An 18,814-nucleotide genomic window follows, 5' to 3' on the forward strand; every position below is an offset into this window, starting at 1 on the left:
AAATATAGTTTCTTTTCTTTGAGAAATTTTATACTTTATAAGTGTAAAATTTAATATAAAAAAAATGCACCTTTTAAAAGGTGCTAAGTTAATATAGAATCAGTTGTCTCTTGTTTTCTCATCACATTAGTTTAACCACATATTTTTTTATTATACATTATTTTTACATAAATCTTCAATGGGAAAATAAAAAATATGATATTTTTTTCATTTTTATAAGCGTAATTTAAATAGTGGCAAATATAATAAACAGGTTGTTGGCTTTATGTGCTCAACAACCTGTTATATTACATTATATTCGCTCTTCCATTATAAACAATTCCTCTTGTAACATCCATTGTTATAAATGCTCCTGTTTTTAATATTTCAGTAGCACCACCAGCTCCACAGATAAGAGGAACTTCACTTGTAATACATTCTATAGCTAAGTGAGATGTTAATCCACCTTCTTCTGCTATAACTCCACTAACTCTGCCTAATACTGATAAGTATTCTCTATCTAGGCTTCTTACAACTAAAATATCGCCTTTTTCTAAAGTTTCATCTGCTTCTTTAGCACTTTTGACTATTCTAGCAGTGCCATACCCTGGCTTATTACCTGCGCCTCTACCTTGAACTAATATGTCTCCAACTATATGAACTTTAAGCATATTAGTGGTTCCTGAATAGCTTACAGGTATTCCAGCTGCTATTACAACTAGATCACCCTTCTTAACATACCCAGTTTGTAATGAAATCTCAACAGATTTTTCTATTAATGCATCTGTTGAGCTAACCTTTTCAGCAAGTATTGGAAACACACCCCAGTTTAATGCTAGCTTTCTAGCAACTTTATCACTTGGAGTTACTGCAATTATCGGACACGCTGGTCTGTATTTAGATACAACTTTAGCAGTATGTCCGCTTTGAGTAGCTGTAATAATTGCTGAAGCATTTAATCCTGATGCTGTTGTACATGTAGCTAAACTTATAGCATTAGCTACATTATAAATGTGTGCCTCTCTCTTTTTAGTTAGCAATTCTTCATAGTTTATTCTAGATTCAGCTTCCATAGCTATTCTTGACATTGTTCTAGCAGCCTCCACAGGCCACTTTCCATTTGCTGATTCTCCACTTAACATTACAGCATCAGTACCGTCTAAAATAGCATTAGCTACGTCAGAGGCTTCCGCTCTTGTTGGTCTTGGGTTTCTTTCCATTGAATCTAACATCTGTGTAGCTGTTACAACAAATTTACCTGCTTTATTACACTTTTCAATTATCATCTTCTGGATTAATGGAACTCTCTCTATTGGAATCTCTGATCCCATATCTCCTCTTGCAACCATTATTCCATCTGAAAACTTGATTATCTCATCAATGTTGTCAACACCTTCTTGATTTTCTATCTTGGAGATTATTTGTATGTCATGTCCTCCAAATTGTTCTAGCAATTTTCTTACAGCTAAAACGTCTGAAGCCTTTCTTATAAATGATGCTGCTATATAATCTACTCCTACTTCACAACCAAATCTTAAATCATCAACATCTTTTTCTGTAAAGGAAGGTAAGTTTGTTTTTACATTAGGTACATTAGCATTCTTTTTAGTGCTTATCATTCCGCTGTTTTTTACTATACAATGAATATTTGTTCCTTCTACTTCTTGTACCTCAAGTCCAATTAATCCATCTGCCATTAGTATGATGTTGCCTGGTACAACATCTTTATATAGTTCGCGATAACTTAAATTACATTTTGTAGCATCTCCTTCTACATCTTCTCCACAAACTATAGTGAATTTTGTTCCTTCAACTAATTCTACTTTTTCTGGAAAATATCCTGTTCTTATTTCAGGACCCTTAGTATCAAGAATTATACCTATTGGTTTATTGTACTTTTCTCTTAACTTTTTTACTAAGTTTATTCTTTCTCCATGCTCCGCATGATCGCCATGAGAAAAATTGTGTCTTGAGCAACTCATTCCAGCTTCAATTAACTTTGATAATATCTCCTCACTATCACTAGCAGGCCCAATTGTAAAGATCATCTTAGTCTTTTGCATAGTTTACTCTCCTTAACTTAAATTAAAAATTTATTTTTTATTAGTATGATAATGCATTTGCTATTTCATAGAGTTTTTCATCAAAATGTCTTTCAACCGCTAGAGCGTCATCAATATCCATATCAAATATCTTTCCATCTTTTATCCCAACTACTTTTGATGACTTACCTTCTTGTAGTAGTTCAACAGCTCTGTATCCCATTCTTGATGCTAAAACTCTATCCATACAAGTTGGGCTTCCACCTCTTTGAATATGTCCAAGTATTGTAGCTCTTGTTTGAATACCTGTAATACCTTCTACTTTTTTTGCTAAATCATCAGCTCCGCCTATACCTTCAGCCAAAATTATTAGATTATGCATTTTTCCTCTTAATTTGCCTTCAAGTATAGTTCTACATAATTCATCTTGATTGTACCCTTTTTCAGGAACAATTATGCTTTCTGCGCCTCCTGCAAGACCTGCATAGAGAGCTATATCTCCACAGTTTCTTCCCATAACTTCTACAATACTTACTCTTTCATGTGATGTTGATGTATCTCTTAACTTATTTATAGCATCTAAAACAGTATTTATTGCAGTATCAAAACCTATTGTATAGTCTGAATATGGTAAATCATTATCTATTGTACCTGGCAATCCCACAGTTGCTATTCCAAGCTTTGATAAAAGCTGAGCTCCTCTAAAAGAACCGTCTCCACCAATAACTACAAGGCCATCGATTCCAAAGGTTTTTAATATATTTGCTCCTCTTTTTCTTCCTTCTTCTGTTTTAAACTCTGCACAACGTGCAGTTCTTAATATAGTTCCACCTCTTTGTATAATGTCTGCAACACTATGTCTGTCCATAGGAAAAATTTCACCATTTATTAATCCACTATATCCTCTTTGAACTCCCATTACCCTAAAGCCTTTATCTAATCCAGTTCTTACTACTGCTCTTATGGCAGCATTCATACCAGGGGCGTCCCCTCCACTTGTTAACACAGCAATTGTCTTCATATTTATACCTCCTATGACCACCGGGACACTTTATGTCCCACGAAGATTATACAAAATTCATCATTTTTCGTCTTATTAATAGTAATTTATATTATAACACAAAATTACTATATTTACATTACACTATAGTATTAATTTTAATAAAACTCATTCAAATATTCAATCATTTTTGTAAACTTAATTATTTTATTTTTCATATTAGAGAGGAATGTTCCTCTCTAATATTTTGCTTATTATAAATTAAAAATATACTTAGGCATCTGAAATAAAATAACAAGTCCAAAGATGCGACGGATATTTTGTGTCAGACAAGGAGAAAGGTTCCGCAGATAGCCGACCCTATCTAAGGGTTCTTTCGACGCAGTATGATACAAAATAGACTAGCAGATGGACTAGTTATTTTTTTGAAGATGCCTTAATACTACATTATCTTAACATTTTCTTCTCCAAACTTAGATTTTAAAATTGACATTAGTTCTAAATCGTTGTCCACCCATAATTCTCTATCTACTCTAAATTTCTTTCTTTCTTTTCTTGTGCATAAGTAAATTGGAGTTACACCCCTAAAATTAGAAATCATAGATTTCAAATCATTTAAAGTATTTTTCAAAAATTTCTCTTCTTCTATTAGTATATATAACTTTTCAGTATTTATTTTGATTAATGGTTCTATAACCTCACATAATACCTTAGGTTGTTCATCCTCTCGAATATTAACCCTTCCTCTTATTATTACCATGCCGTCTTCGCTAACTAAATCTCTGAACCTTTGTAGTACTTTAGGAAATATCACAATTTCTATTGCACCATATAAATCTTCTAATTTTGCAAAAGCCATAATATCATTATTTTTTGTTACTTTTTTGGTTATTTCGGTAACTAGTCCTCCTAATATTACCGTATCACCATCTTTTACCTTTGATTCTTGGATTAAACCTTCATCTAACATTTCATTAGATAATATATCTGAAATTTTTATACTAGTTTGTAATTTTAGTGTTTGCTCATATTCTTCTAATGGATGACCTGACAAATATAAGCCTGTCATCTCTTTTTCCATGGCTAAAATATATTTTTTTTCAAATTCCTTAATAGCTGGATACTGTATTTTAATATTAATATCCTGTACATTTTCAAAGTCTACAAAGAGATTTATTTGTCCATCTATATTTCTTTTCCTTGAATTACTTATACCATCTAATATTTTTTCATAAACAGCAAGCATCCTTGACCTATAGGTTTTGAAACAATCAAATGCGCCTGCTTTTATCAGACTCTCTACTACCCTTTTGTTAATACAGCTAATATCGATTTTGTTGCAGAAATCTGATAGGTCTTCAAATCTACCTTTCTCTTCTCTTGATCTCACTATGCTATCTATAACATTCTCTCCGACATTCTTGATTGCAGAAAGCCCAAAGCGTATTCGATTAGCTTTAACTGTAAATTTTGCATAACTCTCATTAATATCAGGTGGAAGCACTTCAATTCCTCTATCATTTGCAAACCTTATATAATAAGCAACCTTTTCACTATCACCTTTTACACTATTTAACATAGCAGCAGTGAATTCAGTAGGATAGTAGTGCATCAAATAGGCTGTTTGAAATGCGACAACAGCGTAAGCTGCGGCGTGACTCTTATTGAAAGCATAGCTTGCGAAGTCCATCATCTGATCGAATATTTTATTTGCAACATCTTCACCAATTTTATTTCTTACGCAACCTGGTACTTCTATGTTGCCATTTTCGTCTACTATACCATGTATGAAATTACGCCTCTCTTCTTCCATGACATGGTGCTTTTTCTTAGACATAGCACGTCTTACTAGGTCACTTCTTCCCATAGAATATCCTGCAAGATCTCGAACAATTTGCATAACTTGTTCTTGATAAACCATACACCCATAAGTAACCGACAATATATGTTCCAACTCTGGAGCTAAATATTCAACTTGTTCTGGGTTATTTTTGTTTCTGATATATTTAGGTATCTCTGCCATTGGACCAGGTCTGTAAAGGCTTATCCCCGCAATAATATCCTCTAATGAATCTGGTTTAAGATCCTTCATAAATGAAGTCATGCCCGGTGACTCTAGCTGGAATACACCTACGGTTTTACCTTCACCTAACATCTTATAAACATTTTTATCATCATAATTTATAGCATCTAAATCTATTGTTATTCCTTTATTCTCCTTTATTATACTTATTGCATCTCTAAGAACTGTAAGAGTTCTTAGACCAAGAAAATCCATCTTTAAAAGTCCCAATTCTTCTAAAGTTCCCATAGTAAATTGTGTAACTATGCTGCCTTCATTTTTTTGTAGTGGAACATATTTCACTAATGGCTGGGATGCAATAACAACTCCAGCAGCATGTGTTGATGTGTGTCTTGGCAATCCTTCTAATGCTCTTGCAACATCAATTAGTTCCTTTGTTCTTAATTCATCATCATATGCTCCTTTTAATTCAGGACTTAGTTCTAATGCTTTGTCTATTGTTATATTTAAAACTGTAGGAATCATTTTTGCTATTCTATCAACTTCAGCATATGGATAATCCATGGCTCTACCTACGTCTCTTATACAAGCTCTTGCTGCCATTGTTCCAAAGGTTATTATTTGCGAAACACTATCCATACCATACTTATCTACTACATAATCTATTACCTCTCCACGTCTTTCATAACAGAAGTCCGAGTCTACATCGGGCATAGATATACGGTCAGGATTTAGGAATCTTTCAAAAATCAAGCCATATTTAATTGGATCTATTTTAGTTATTCCTAATGTATATGCTATTAGAGATCCTGCAGCACTTCCTCTTCCCGGCCCAGTCATTATACCATTTTCTGTTGCAAATCTTATAAAATCCCAAACTATAAGGAAGTAATCTACATACCCCATTTGTTTTATTACTCCAAGCTCATACTCCAATCTTTCATTTAGCTCTTCTGTAATATTTTGATATCTTTCTCTTAATCCTTTATAGCACAGTTCTCTCATATAATCATAAGGATTCACACCTTCAGGCAGAGGGAATTTAGGTAACTTAGAGTTATGAAAATCGTAGTCAAAATTACACTGCTCTGCAATTTTCACTGTATTTTCTAAGGCCTCAGGAACATAAGAAAATAATTCATACATTTCTTCTGGAGATTTTAGATAAAATTCATCTGATGGATATCTCATTCTATCTTGTTCATCTACAGTTTTTCCCGTTTGTATACAAAGGAGTATATCATGAGCTTTATAATCTTCTTTTCTTATATAATGCGCGTCATTTGTGGCTACTAAAGGAATCTCTAGCTCTTTTGACATACTAATCAATTGCTCATTAACCTTCAGTTGTTCTTCCATTCCATGATACTGAAGCTCTAAGTAAAACCCGTCTTTAAATATTTCTTTATAAAAAATAGCAGTTTCTTTCGCCTTATTTAGATTTTCTTTTAAAATATAAGATTGAATCTCTCCTCCTAAGCAAGCACTTAATGCTATCAAGCCTTCACTATGCTCCTTTAGAAATTGATGATCAACTCTAGGCTTATAATAAAATCCCTCAATAGATGCTGTTGATACTATTTCCATCAAATTCTTATAACCAGTTTCGTTTTTTATCAATAGCACAAGATGGTGATTTTCATTTTCTTTATCATTTTGCTTTATGTGCATGGATTTTGGTGCAACATATATTTCACAACCTATTATAGGTTTAATTCCTTGGGCTTTTGCTTCTTTATAAAATTCCACACATCCATACATAACCCCGTGATCAGTTATAGCCACGCTTTTCATGCCTAGTTCTTTTACCCTTGATATGAGCTCTGAAATCTTTGCTGAAGAGTCCAATAGTGAGTATCCTGTATGCTGGTGCAAACTCACCCATTCTGGATTACCTACATTCATTGTTTCACCTTCTTTCCTAAGACATTAGGCACATGAAAATAAATAACAAGTCAATGTGCCTCAACTAAAATATTGACAAATTGTACTTAAATTATATCACTATAATCGACATATTTTAATACTATATGTTTTCCAAGCGCAAATTTTCCTTATAAAATCAAGTCATATTCAAACTTTCAAATGCCTAAAATCAATAAAAAAAGAGCAACAAAAATAACCGCTGCTCTTATAATAAGTCTTAACTTTTTACCCTTCAAAGTCAACTGCTGCTGTTGATTCTAACATCGGTCTTAAATTTGCTAAAACCTCATCTACGTGAACTGGATGAACTTGATATTCATCCATATCCTCAAGAGAATCAAAAGTCGCAATTAAAGCTAAATCATAGGATCTAGCAGAGCGTACAACATCTACTCCGACTTTTATACTTTTTAGCGTAGGTACTTTTCCTTCTACACGCATTATGATTTCTTTTGCTTTCTCTATATTTTCTTTGCTTCTGTTTTTTAATTTAAAAAATACCACGTGCGTAAACATTAATATCACTCCCATTATATTTTATTTATGTATGCTTATGAAACTTCTCATCGTCTTAATATCTTAGCTGATAAAAAGGTCTTTGCCACTAAGTCTCTTTTGTTATCAAACATATCAATTTCAACTTTGCAGAAATTTCTCCCTGAATCTATTATGTCTGTATATATTTCTATCATACTATCCATTTGAACTGGTTTTATAAAATAGGTATTTATGCTATCCACTAGTATATTTATATTATTTTTTTGTCTCAATGTCATAATTCCCATGGTTGATAAAAGCATATTTAGAGAGCCCCATGATGCAGTTCCTATAGGATCCAACATTTCAGGAGTTATTTTACCATAAAAATGCCCCTTGTCCCCACTAGTTTTAAATTCAAACTTCTTTAAAACTAGGTCTTCTAGTGTTTCAGCTGCTTGAGGCTGTCTAGCCATATATTGGAGAGCCTTAATAACATCTTTTCTTGTTATAACCCCAACTAATTTTTTATTTTTCACAACAGGAAAGAGTTCTATACCTTCCCATCCCATTATGTGTGCTGCATATGCTACAGTTGTTTTTGGTGTTAAGGTTACTGGATCCTTATGCATTACTCTTCCTATAAGCTCATCATCAGAATCCTTGCTTGATAAATCCCTTAAAGTAACAATTCCTACTACTTTATTATCATCGTCTACCACAGGATATCTTTGATGCCTAGTCTCCGTGATTACCTTTTTCCATTTTGCTACCGTATCGTTTACATTCAAAAAGTAAGTATTAGTTTCCATGATGTCTTCAATTAGAACTATATCTTTCTTTATAAGATTTTCTGATATAGCCTTATTTATCATGCTGGCAACTGTAAAGGTATCATAAGTTGTAGATATTATTGGAAGACACTTTTCATTAGCTAATTTCTTCATTTCTTCACTACACCCAAATCCACCAGTTATAAGAACTCCTGATTGGTTCTCAAGGGCAAGTCTATGTGCTTCTTCTCTATTTCCAACAATAAGAAGACAGTCAGGGGTTATATATTTTGCCATAGCATCAATAGTCATAGCCCCTATAGCAAATCTGTGCAGGGTTTTATATATTCCATCCTTCCCTCCAAGTAGAGCGCCATCCACAATATTAATTACTTCTCCATAGGTTAAAGCTTCAATGTTTTTCTTTTCAACCTTTTCTACTCTTACTGTTCCAACTCTAGGAATAGTAGTAACTATTCCTAATGTATCTGAATCCTTTATAGCTCTATACGCTGTTCCATCACTAACACCTAAAGCACTTGCTATACTTCTAACCGAAATCTTTGTACCAACTTCAAGTGAAAGTATATACTTGATTATATCTTCATGCTTTGACATAATCTAAACCTACCTTCCTTCTTTCCTTAGTTCCTCAGCTATTTTTTCTATTCTTCTTAATCTGTGATTAACTCCTGATTTTCCAACTACCGGATTAAGCATTTCACCTAGCTCTTTTAAAGATTCATCTGGATAGCTTAATCTAAGCTCTGCAATTTCTCTCAGGTTTTTAGGAAGTCTAGCAAGCCCTATTTCTTTTTGTATAAGCTTTATACTTTCAACCTGTCTTACTGCGGCATTCACAGTTTTACTTAAATTTGCAGTTTCACAGTTAACTAGTCTATTTACATTGTTTCTCATCTCCTTCATTATTCTTACATTTTCCAACTCTAAAAGAGATGAGTGAGCCCCTATTATATTAAGTAAATCTACTATTTGTTCTCCTTCCTTAAGGTAAACAATAAAACTGCTTTTTCTTTGTATTACCTTTGAGTTTAAACCATATTCATTTATAAGGCTACTTAAGTCCTCTGCATATTCATTGTCGTGAGTTACAAATTCTAAGTGATAGGTCTTTTCTGGATTACTGATGCTTCCTCCACCTAAAAAAGCTCCTCTGATATATGCTCTTTTACACTCTTCTGTCTCTATAATATTTCTAGGTATACTATAATCTAGTGAAAATATATTCTCATTTTCTCTTAGTAAACCAACCTCTTTAAGTAAGTCTCGCACACCCATTTCTTCATCAATTAATATTATATACACATTGTTTTTTTTAAGAGAATTGCTTCTTTTTACCATTATCTTTGTATGAATATTAAAATGCTCTTTCAGCATTTTAAATATTAGCCTAGCAATGGCAGGATTTTCAGTAGTAACTTTAAAGCTAAACTGCTTATTACCACCAAGCAACAGCGTACCACTGACCTTCATTATGGCTGATAGCTCTGCCACTGCCTCTTCTTTTCCTATACTCGTATATCTACAAACTTCATTTTTAACCTTCAACGAAAAAGACATAATCTCTCTCCCTATTTATTTTTATTTTCCTTTAATCGCTCTGACAAGTAGAAATACTCAATAATTTTCTTTCTATCAAATAGCAATTTTTTGTCCATAATAGTTTCAATTAATATAGAAGCTAACTTCTCAGAATTATGTCTTATCAGACCATTTCTAACTGTTATAAAATCACCTTCAATGATACTTACATTTAATTTTTTTAGTTCATTTTCATCTACTGAAACTAAATGAGATGCCTCTTCTTTATATTTTCCTTCTAGCTCATCATCAATTTTACCAACATTTATTACAACATAATCTATGACATTATTTCCAACATGCTTAAAGATTGATTTTATATGATCCTCAACTCCAAAACCGTCTGTTTCTCCTTTCTGCGTCATTATATTTGATACATATAACTTTACAGCTTGAGTTTTATTTACAGCATCAGCGATATCTTTAACTAAAAGATTAGGAATAACACTTGTATAAAGACTTCCCGGACCCAATATTATAGCATCCGCCTCTAATATGGCCTCTACAGCTTCCTTGAGGGCTCTTGCATTTTTGGGCTCAATAAATACTTTCTCAATTGAACTATTCTGTTTAATAGCCTCTATTGGAATATTTGATTCTCCTTCTACTATTGTTCCATTCTTGAGCTTAGCCTTTAATATAATATTATCTAACGTAACAGGCATTACCTTACCTGTTACCGCCAGAACAGAGCTCATCTTATGAACTGCTTCCTCAAAATTGCTTGAGATTCCATCCATAGCTGCCAAAAATAGGTTTCCAAAGCTTTGATTTTTTAATCTACCATCTTTAAATCTATACTGAAGTAGTTCCTCCATAAGTGGCTCCGTATCAGCCAATGATAGAATACAATTTCTTATATCTCCTGGTGGAAGCATCCCTAAGTCCTCTCTTAAATCTCCTGATCCACCACCATCATCTGCTACTGTAACTATTGCAGTTATATTTGAAGTATAGTATTTCAAACCTCTCAGCATTGTAGATAATCCTGTTCCTCCGCCTATCGCCACAATTTTAGGTCCTTTTACTAACAATCTTTTTTCATATATTAAATTTTCAAGTTTCCTAGAATCCAAGGAAACATTTAGGTATCCTTTGTTTATTAAAGCAATAATTGAACGCATTCCTTGAGTTATAGACACGTATAAAACAAAAACTCCTGAAGTAATCAAAAAAACATAAAATGATATATAGTACATGCTATAGAATCTTCTGTTTACAAATTCTAATACACCAAATATTATAAACAAGATCCCCATGGACCCAAGCATAACCCATCTTTTAACCTTTATGCCGGGCCTAAACCAGTCTACTATCTTCATAGTTTTTTACCACCTTTATTAGTGTCTTCCTCTATATCTCTATGATCAATATTCACCTTATATCCACTGTCCTTTAACTTATTAAATATTGAATTCGCAATGGTTACAGACCTATGTCTTCCGCCTGTGCAACCTATTGACACTATAAGCTGTCTTTTCCCTTCTTTTAAATAACTAGGGATTAAGAAGCTCAACATATCCTCTAATTTGCCAATAAATTCTTTAGTTTCTTCAAATCCCATAACATAGCTTCTAACAGGCTCATCGTTTCCTGAGTATTTCTTCAACTCTGGAATATAATAGGGATTCGGTAAAAATCTTACATCAAATACTAAATCAGAGTCTACAGGTATCCCATATTTAAATCCAAATGAAAGCACTGTTATCATCAATTCTGTTTCCATTTGTCCTTCTTCTGCATAAATTTTCGTTATTTCTTCCCTTAACTCTCTTGTCGCAAGTTTTGATGTATCGATAATATTATCAGCTCTATCCTTTACTTCTCTTAGCTTGTTTCTTTCTAATAATATGCCATTTAGTATTCTTCCATCTGGAGCTAAAGGATGCTTTCTCCTGCTCTCTTTAAATCTTTTTATTAATACCTCATCAGAAGCATCTAAAAATAAAATTTCATACTTATACCCTTCACTTGTTAAATACTTAAGACTTTCAAATAGATCATCAAAAAATTTTCCGCCTCTTATATCTATTACTAAAGCTATTTTATCAATTTTACCATCGGTTTGATAGCAAGCCTCTGCAAATTTAGGTATCAATGTAGGCGGAAGGTTATCTACACAAAAATATCCTAAATCCTCTAGATTTCTTATAGCTTGAGTTTTGCCTGCTCCCGATAGACCTGTTACTATAACAAATCTCATAGTCAACCCTCCTGTTAGCGATTTATCTTTATTATTTCTAATATTAAAATTGTATATTGCTGAAACTCCTTCTCCTATCGTCGAATGAGTAAGCGACCATATCAAAATCAGAGATTTTGGATGTCTGCTTAAATATAATATACATTCATTTTATAATTATAACACAACAATTTATAAGAAGGAATAGAAGATAAAATGGAGAATTTAACATCAAATTAGCGTTAAATTCTCCATTTTTCTATTTCATAGTATCTACTTTAAATTCCTAAATATTACTACAATCTTCTCCTATAATTCTTACCTCAGTATATAAATCCACATTAAACTTGTCTTTTACCTTATCCTGTACAAGTTTAATCAAGTCTAAGATATCTTTAGCTGTAGCTTCTCCCTTGTTTATTATAAAACCAGAGTGTTTTGCAGAAACTTCAGCTCCGCCAATACTGACTCCTTTCAACCCACTATCCTCTATAAGTTTAGCAGCAAAATATCCTTCAGGTCTTTTAAATGTACTTCCAGCAGATGGATACTCAAGCGGTTGTTTTTCGCTTCTTCTTCTATTTAGGTCATCTATTCTATCCTTTATTTTTTGGTACTCACCTTTATGAAGCTTAAATGTAACTTCCAACACAGTATATCCGTGTTTAAGTATAGAGCTCATTCTATAACCTAGCTCTAGCTCTTCTTTATTCAGAACTGTTATATTTCCATCGTTGTCTATGATTTTAGCACTTTCTATAACATTTGATATTTCTCCATTATAAGCACCTGCATTCATTGCAGCGGCTCCTCCAATGCTTCCTGGAATACCACATGCAAACTCAAAACCTGCTAAACTGTTTTCTAGCGCCACATCTGAAACGTCTTTCAATTGTGCTCCACTTTGTGCAATTATTTTTTCGCCCTCTATTTTTATATCATCTAGCTTACACAATTTAATAATTGCACCCCGTATTCCCCCATCTTTCACAAGCAAGTTAGTTCCATTTCCTATTATGTAGTATGGAATATTATTCTCTCTACATAACTTTATAACCTCTACTACTTGCTCAAAGCTTTCAGGGGTAGCTAATATGTCTACTGGACCTCCTACCTTAAAGGATGTATGGTTTTTCATTAGTGCATCTATTTCTATGTTTTCATCATCTAATATATTAGTTAACTTTGTACTAAAATCCTTAAATTTATTCATGGCATATTCTCCTTGAAAATTAAAATTACGTATCATTTCTAGTATAATGTATGTACAATTCTTAATCAAGATTAATATCTTGAAGCTTTCCTTTTTTCTTTAAATATTTTATAAATTTGGTCTCATCAACATTCATTATAAGATCTTCAGTTACCCCTGCCATTCTTAATACCTGCTCGACCTTTGGAAACTTTCCTATTTGAAAGCAAGTATGTGCATCGCTTCCTAGTATTAGGTTAACACCATGCTTCTTACATAACTCTGCTATTCTAAGACAGTTTTCCTCACTACCTCTTCTTGAGTTAAAGGAACCGTTATTTATCTCTATAAGAATATCTTTATCTTTAGCCTTCTTTATCACTTCTTCTTCCCAAATAGGAAAAGCTGGATTCCCGGGATGACCTATAATATGCACATTTTCATTATTCATAACATTTAATAGAGCCTCTGTATTTTCATCTTTATTACCAGGCTTTATACACACATCATGCAAACTAGCAATAATTACATCCAGTCTTTTTTGTGTTTTTTCTGGTATATCCAAATTTCCTTTAAAATCTAAGATATTTGCTTCACACCCTCTAAGAATTATCACTCCAAATAACTCTCTTGGTAATACCTTTAAATTATTAAAATGGAATATATGTGGCCCTCCTGGCATCTTTGGCCCGTGATCTGTAGTTGCTAAAATTTTAATTCCATTATTAGATGCTTCTTTTACATTTTCCAGCCATGTAGTATAAGCATGGCCACTAGCCACAGTATGAGTGTGTGCATCTAAAATATATTTCATTAAGTTACCTCCCTAATCTTGGCTCTTAAAATAGTCTATGATACTTTGAGCCGCCTTTTTATCTATAGATGGTGTATCAATTAATTCATCAAAAGTTGCTTTTTTTATGCTATCTATACTTCCAAATTTCTTTAGAAGTTCTTTTCTTCTTTTTTCTCCTATACCAGGAATATCCTCTAATATGGAATGAAGTACTCTCTTATTTCTTAGACTTCTATGATATGTTATGGCAAACCTATGCACCTCATCCTGTATCCTTGTAACTAACCTCATAACATTAGAGTTCTTGCTTAATGGGAGCTCTTCATTATTGTATATTAAACCTCTTGTATTATGTTTATCGTCCTTTACCATCCCGCATACAGGTATGCTAATATTAAAGCTCTTTAATACATCTAGAGCAATATTCACCTGTCCTCTTCCTCCATCCATCAATATTAAATCTGGAAAAATGCAGAATTTGCCTGAGCTTAAATCCAATTGTCTCTCCTGTATACCCTTTATTTCTTCCATTCCATGTTGAAACCTTCTAGTTAAGATCTCTCTCATACTATCATAATCATTTGCACCTTTTACTGTATTTATTTTAAATCTTCTATAGTCGCTATTTTTAGCTCTACCTTCCTCAAAAACAACCATCGTTCCAACAGAGTCTACCCCTTGTATATTTGAAATGTCATATGCTTCTATTCTATGAGGAATATCCTCTAAATTAAGTATATCGGAAATCTCCTTTAAAGATGTCTTATAAATTTCTTTTTCCTGAATTAATTTTAATTTAAAATGTTCTAATGTCATCTTTGCATTTTTCTCTACAAGATTAATAGTATCTTTCTTTTCACCCTTTTGAGGCATTTTAATAGTTACCTTTGAACCTCGCTTCATTCCCAGCCATTCCTGTAAAAGATCTTGATCCTCAATAACTGGAACATATATTGTCTTTGGTATATATGCTGTACCTCCATAAAACTCTTTTATGAAGGTAGAAACAACTTCCTTCTTGTCTGCATCAACAGTATTTTCTATAATAAAATGCTCTCTGCCAGTTATTTTACCACCTCTTAAGAAAAACACTTGAACGCAGCTATCTTTTTCATCACTATATATATTTATAAAGTCTTCATCTTCAAAATTTCCTGTAATTATCTTCTGCTTTTCCGTAATTTTTTCCACAGCTAAAAGCTTATCTCTTAAAGCAGCTGCCTTTTCAAATTCTAGATTTTCAGAAGCCAGTTCCATTTCTTCTTTTAAGGATTTTAATATATTTTTGTCTCTTCCTGATAATAAGTCTACTATATCAGAAACTATCTTACCATAGTCCTTTTTACTAATATACCCGCCACAAGGCGCATTGCACAAACCTATATGATAATTAAGGCATGGTCTTGTCTTTTCTCCATCCTCTTTTATAGATTTTTTGCAATTCCTCACAGGAAATATCTTCTTAAGTAACTCTATTGTTTCATAGACAGCAGAAGTATCTGTATAAGGTCCAAAATACTTAGCTCCATCTTTTGCTAACATTCTAGTTACAAATACTCTTGGGAAGTCTTCATTTGTTGTTACCTTTATAAATGGATAGTGTTTATCATCCTTAAGTAGAATATTATATCTTGGTCTGTATTTTTTAATTAAATTACATTCTAGTATAAGGGCTTCCATTTCTGAATCTGTTACTATATATTCAAATTCAGCTATATTTTTCACCATAGCCTTAACTTTCTCTGAATGATTTTTTGAACTTTGAAAGTACTGTCTAACTCTATTTTTTAACACCTTAGCTTTTCCAACATATATGATCTCCCCTAAGGAATTTTTCATCAAATACACTCCAGGTTTGTCTGGCAAAACTTTTAATTGATACTCAAAATCAAACACATAATCACTCCTACTTTAATTCGTAGTATAAAAATAATACGATGTATTATTTTTTAGAGGACAGAGGACAATTGACAGAGGACAGAGAATGAGGATTTTTCTCCATTACACTACGAAAAATCTTTAATTATTTTTCAGCACTAGGCGACTTTGTCGCAAGCCGTTAGGCTGTATCAATTTGTCAATACTCTGTTTCAGATACTTCTTTAATAGCTATATTCAAAGGTTACAAATTACAGGCTGCGTCAAACTAATATCAGAAAAGCCATAAAAAGCTTTTTCAAAAAAGAAATTTTAGTGAACTTATTTATAAAATTCTACGTAAAAAGTTAACGGCACAAGTGCGCCCTTTCGGGCTGCGGGCGAAGCCCTTTAGGAATAAACATTTTAACTGAATTATAATGGAAAATTTTAAAAAATAAATTACCCACTGGAACTTGACATAAACTATTTTTGAGACTCGTTTCACTAATCTCAAACATCGGCTTATAATATAATTAAAGATTTTTCGTAACATAGTGGAGAAAAATCCTCCTTCACTGTCCTCTGTCCTCTATCAATTGTCCTCTGATAAAAATATTGCGACACAAAACTTTTAGAATATGGCCTAACTCTTACTTGCAGAAAATCATCGGAATCTTATATATTGCAAATAGAAGCCCAAATATTGCAAGCAATTCTTCTATAGTAGTTCCAAGCTTCGAATTTGTCTTATATGTAACAGGAAATTTTACTTTTTTACTTCTAAAAGGATATAGAAGTGGAACCCCCCTATTAGTTGTCATATCACATAATAAATGCATACCATATCCTATCATAAAATAATATACTAAATAATGTATGTTGTACATATTTCCTATGTATCCTGCAATAAATGAGAAAATAATCATTCCTGAAAGACTATGAGTTAATCCATTTCTGTGGGATGATACTGCAATTATTATAAAAGATATTCCCAATGCTTTTATAATAGGTTCTTTAGTATAAAGGTAGTCGTACCATAATAATATTACACCAATGCACATGTAAAGAATAATTTTAGTTGCTTTATTTTTAAACGGAAGTATATACTTATTTATAACACTTTTAGGGTGGTCAATATCTGGCAATATGGATGCCAAAATTACCACTATAATACCAATGTAATTAGACTTTTCCGGCAAACTATTGTAAAGTGATAAAAAAGTGACTATTCCAACCCCAGCATGAGTTTTCCCCTTCATAATTACTCCTTTTAAAAATAACCTAATACAAACTTTAGACATATTTATACCAGATTATTTTTATATCTCGATTATTGTCTATATTATATCACTAAAGCCTTAATAATTTTACTTTTTACAACAAAAAATTTCCCGGGAAAATATACAATGTAAAAAAATAAAATGTCAGTAGAAATTTTCCTGTATCTACCGACATTTTATTTGCTAATTTACCAAATCAATCCATTTATTCGAATATATTATAGTGGTAAATAAAAAATTAAAGAAATATATATTATTTTCTTAATGCCGTTCTCATCACTTCAGATGCTATTCTAGCTGCAGCTTTACCACCTTGACCTCCATCTTCCACAATTACCGCTACTGCTACTTGTGGATCATTATAAGGGGCAAAACCTATAAACCATGAATGAGGTGGAGCATCTTTCCCTTCATATTGGTGATCTGCTGTTCCTGTTTTTCCACCAACCTCAATGCCCTCTATAGCTGCATTAACACCAGTTCCTTCCTGAACAACAGACTTCATAAAGTCCTTCATAGTATTTGCTGTGTCAGCAGAAATAATCTGACCTAATGATTCAGGTTGTATACTCTTAACCAACTGTCCCTTACTTGTAACAACATCTTTTACTAGGTATGGTTTCATCATTGTTCCACTATTAGCTATAGTACTTGTAACTACTGCCATTTGAAGCGGGCTTGCAAGATCACTGCTTTGTCCTATAGCACTTTGAGCAATGCTTCCTTTTTCATAGTTTTTCAATGTAGGGAATTTACTAGCTTCAACCGGAATACCATCTGCTGGTATTTCCTTATTAAAATAGAACTTTTCTGCAGTTTGCTTTAGCTTATCATTACCAAGCTCTAAACCAAGGGATCCAAATACCACATTACTTGAGTGTGTGAAAGCATCTTTAAAACTTAAACTTCCTAATACTTCACCACTAAAATTATGAAGCGAGTAATCTTTAGAAATATATAAACTTCCATTATCCTCAAATGTTCTATTCTTTATTCCAGGAATATTTTCTAATGCACTTATAGCAGTTATTGTTTTAAATGTAGATCCCGGCGGGTACAGTCCAGCAGAGGCTCTATTTATTAAAGGAAAATTCTTATCTTTGTTAATATCAGCCCAAATTTCTTGTAAATTATTAGGATTAAAAGATGGCTTAGATACCATTGCTAATATCTCTCCTGTTTTAGGATTTAACGCAACTACCGCACCCTTGTTATCTCCTAGCATATCATATGCTTTTTTTTGTGTCTCGAAATCAAGAGTTGTTTTTAAGCTATTACCAATTTTCTCTTCTGTTTTTCCCTTATTTAGTAACAAGTTTTTCACGTTATCTTTAATATCTGTAGACATAAGTTCTTCATCGTATTTTCTCTCAAGTCCTGTTATTCCATATTTTATATCTACATATCCCAATACATGTGCGAACAACTCTCCGCCTGTGTATTCTCTTTTTTGCGTTTCTGCATTAATTCTCTCACTCTTTGTAAGAGGTTTATCATTCCTATCGTAAATAGTCCCCCTTAGCACTTCATTTCTCTTAACCCACATCCTCTTATTGTATGGACTACTCACTATTTTAGGTCCTACTATTATTTCAAAATAAGTTATATAAGATATTAACCCTATAAAACATATCAAGAAAATTATAAGAACTTTTTTTATACTATTTGATATATCGTTCATA

The 18,814-nt window shown here is 32.6% G+C and carries 13 protein-coding genes; all 13 read right to left on the bottom strand.

The genetic code is table 11. The features are described from left to right. Nucleotides 1-287 precede the first annotated feature (287 nt). The 13 genes from pyk to I6U51_RS10995 all read right to left on the bottom strand — a co-directional run bounded on the left by pyk (nt 288) and on the right by I6U51_RS10995 (nt 18,813). Nucleotides 288-2,042, bottom strand: coding sequence for a pyruvate kinase (pyk, locus tag I6U51_RS10935; RefSeq protein ID WP_211142686.1), 1,755 nt, complete (start codon nt 2,040-2,042; stop codon nt 288-290). 40 nt (nt 2,043-2,082) lie between these two features. Beyond that, on the bottom strand, nt 2,083-3,042 hold the full coding sequence (gene pfkA, locus I6U51_RS10940) for a 6-phosphofructokinase (protein ID WP_211142687.1): 960 nt from the start codon (nt 3,040-3,042) through the stop codon (nt 2,083-2,085). 421 nt (nt 3,043-3,463) lie between these two features. Beyond that, nucleotides 3,464-6,949 (bottom strand): DNA polymerase III subunit alpha, encoded by a 3,486-nt coding sequence (locus I6U51_RS10945; RefSeq protein ID WP_211142688.1) that lies wholly within the window; start codon nt 6,947-6,949, stop codon nt 3,464-3,466. Nucleotides 6,950-7,195: 246 nt separating this feature from the next. After that, entirely contained in the window at nt 7,196-7,486 is a 291-nt protein-coding gene (locus tag I6U51_RS10950; RefSeq protein WP_211142689.1) for a Dabb family protein, read from the bottom strand. Nucleotides 7,487-7,533: 47 nt separating this feature from the next. Next, nucleotides 7,534-8,838, bottom strand: coding sequence for a DRTGG domain-containing protein (locus I6U51_RS10955; RefSeq protein WP_178906900.1), 1,305 nt, complete (start codon nt 8,836-8,838; stop codon nt 7,534-7,536). A gap of 9 nt (nt 8,839-8,847) precedes the next feature. Further along, complete coding sequence (gene whiA / locus I6U51_RS10960; RefSeq protein ID WP_211142690.1) at nt 8,848-9,801, bottom strand: DNA-binding protein WhiA; 954 nt, start codon at nt 9,799-9,801, stop codon at nt 8,848-8,850. A gap of 11 nt (nt 9,802-9,812) precedes the next feature. Beyond that, nucleotides 9,813-11,144, bottom strand: a complete 1,332-nt coding sequence (locus tag I6U51_RS10965; RefSeq protein WP_211142691.1) for a gluconeogenesis factor YvcK family protein — start codon at nt 11,142-11,144, stop codon at nt 9,813-9,815. Beyond that, entirely contained in the window at nt 11,141-12,025 is an 885-nt protein-coding gene (rapZ, locus tag I6U51_RS10970; RefSeq protein ID WP_211142692.1) for an RNase adapter RapZ, read from the bottom strand. Before rapZ ends, I6U51_RS10965 begins: the two co-directional genes overlap by 4 nt. 265 nt (nt 12,026-12,290) lie before the next feature. After that, nucleotides 12,291-13,217: a UDP-N-acetylmuramate dehydrogenase gene (gene murB, locus I6U51_RS10975; protein WP_211142693.1), complete on the bottom strand. Its 927-nt coding sequence runs from the start codon at nt 13,215-13,217 to the stop codon at nt 12,291-12,293. 61 nt (nt 13,218-13,278) lie between these two features. After that, nucleotides 13,279-14,010: a phosphatase gene (locus I6U51_RS10980; RefSeq protein ID WP_211142694.1), complete on the bottom strand. Its 732-nt coding sequence runs from the start codon at nt 14,008-14,010 to the stop codon at nt 13,279-13,281. Nucleotides 14,011-14,022: 12 nt separating this feature from the next. Then, a complete protein-coding gene (gene uvrC, locus I6U51_RS10985) occupies nt 14,023-15,888 on the bottom strand; it encodes an excinuclease ABC subunit UvrC (RefSeq protein ID WP_211142695.1) in 1,866 nt (621 codons plus the stop codon). Nucleotides 15,889-16,502: 614 nt separating this feature from the next. Then, nucleotides 16,503-17,111: a metal-dependent hydrolase gene (locus tag I6U51_RS10990; RefSeq protein WP_211142696.1), complete on the bottom strand. Its 609-nt coding sequence runs from the start codon at nt 17,109-17,111 to the stop codon at nt 16,503-16,505. A gap of 274 nt (nt 17,112-17,385) precedes the next feature. Then, a complete protein-coding gene (locus I6U51_RS10995) occupies nt 17,386-18,813 on the bottom strand; it encodes a peptidoglycan D,D-transpeptidase FtsI family protein (RefSeq protein WP_211142697.1) in 1,428 nt (475 codons plus the stop codon). Nucleotide 18,814: the final 1 nt, after the last annotated feature.

Source organism: Clostridium aciditolerans (assembly GCF_016316925.1).
Lineage (GTDB): Bacteria > Bacillota > Clostridia > Clostridiales > Clostridiaceae > Clostridium_AM > Clostridium_AM aciditolerans.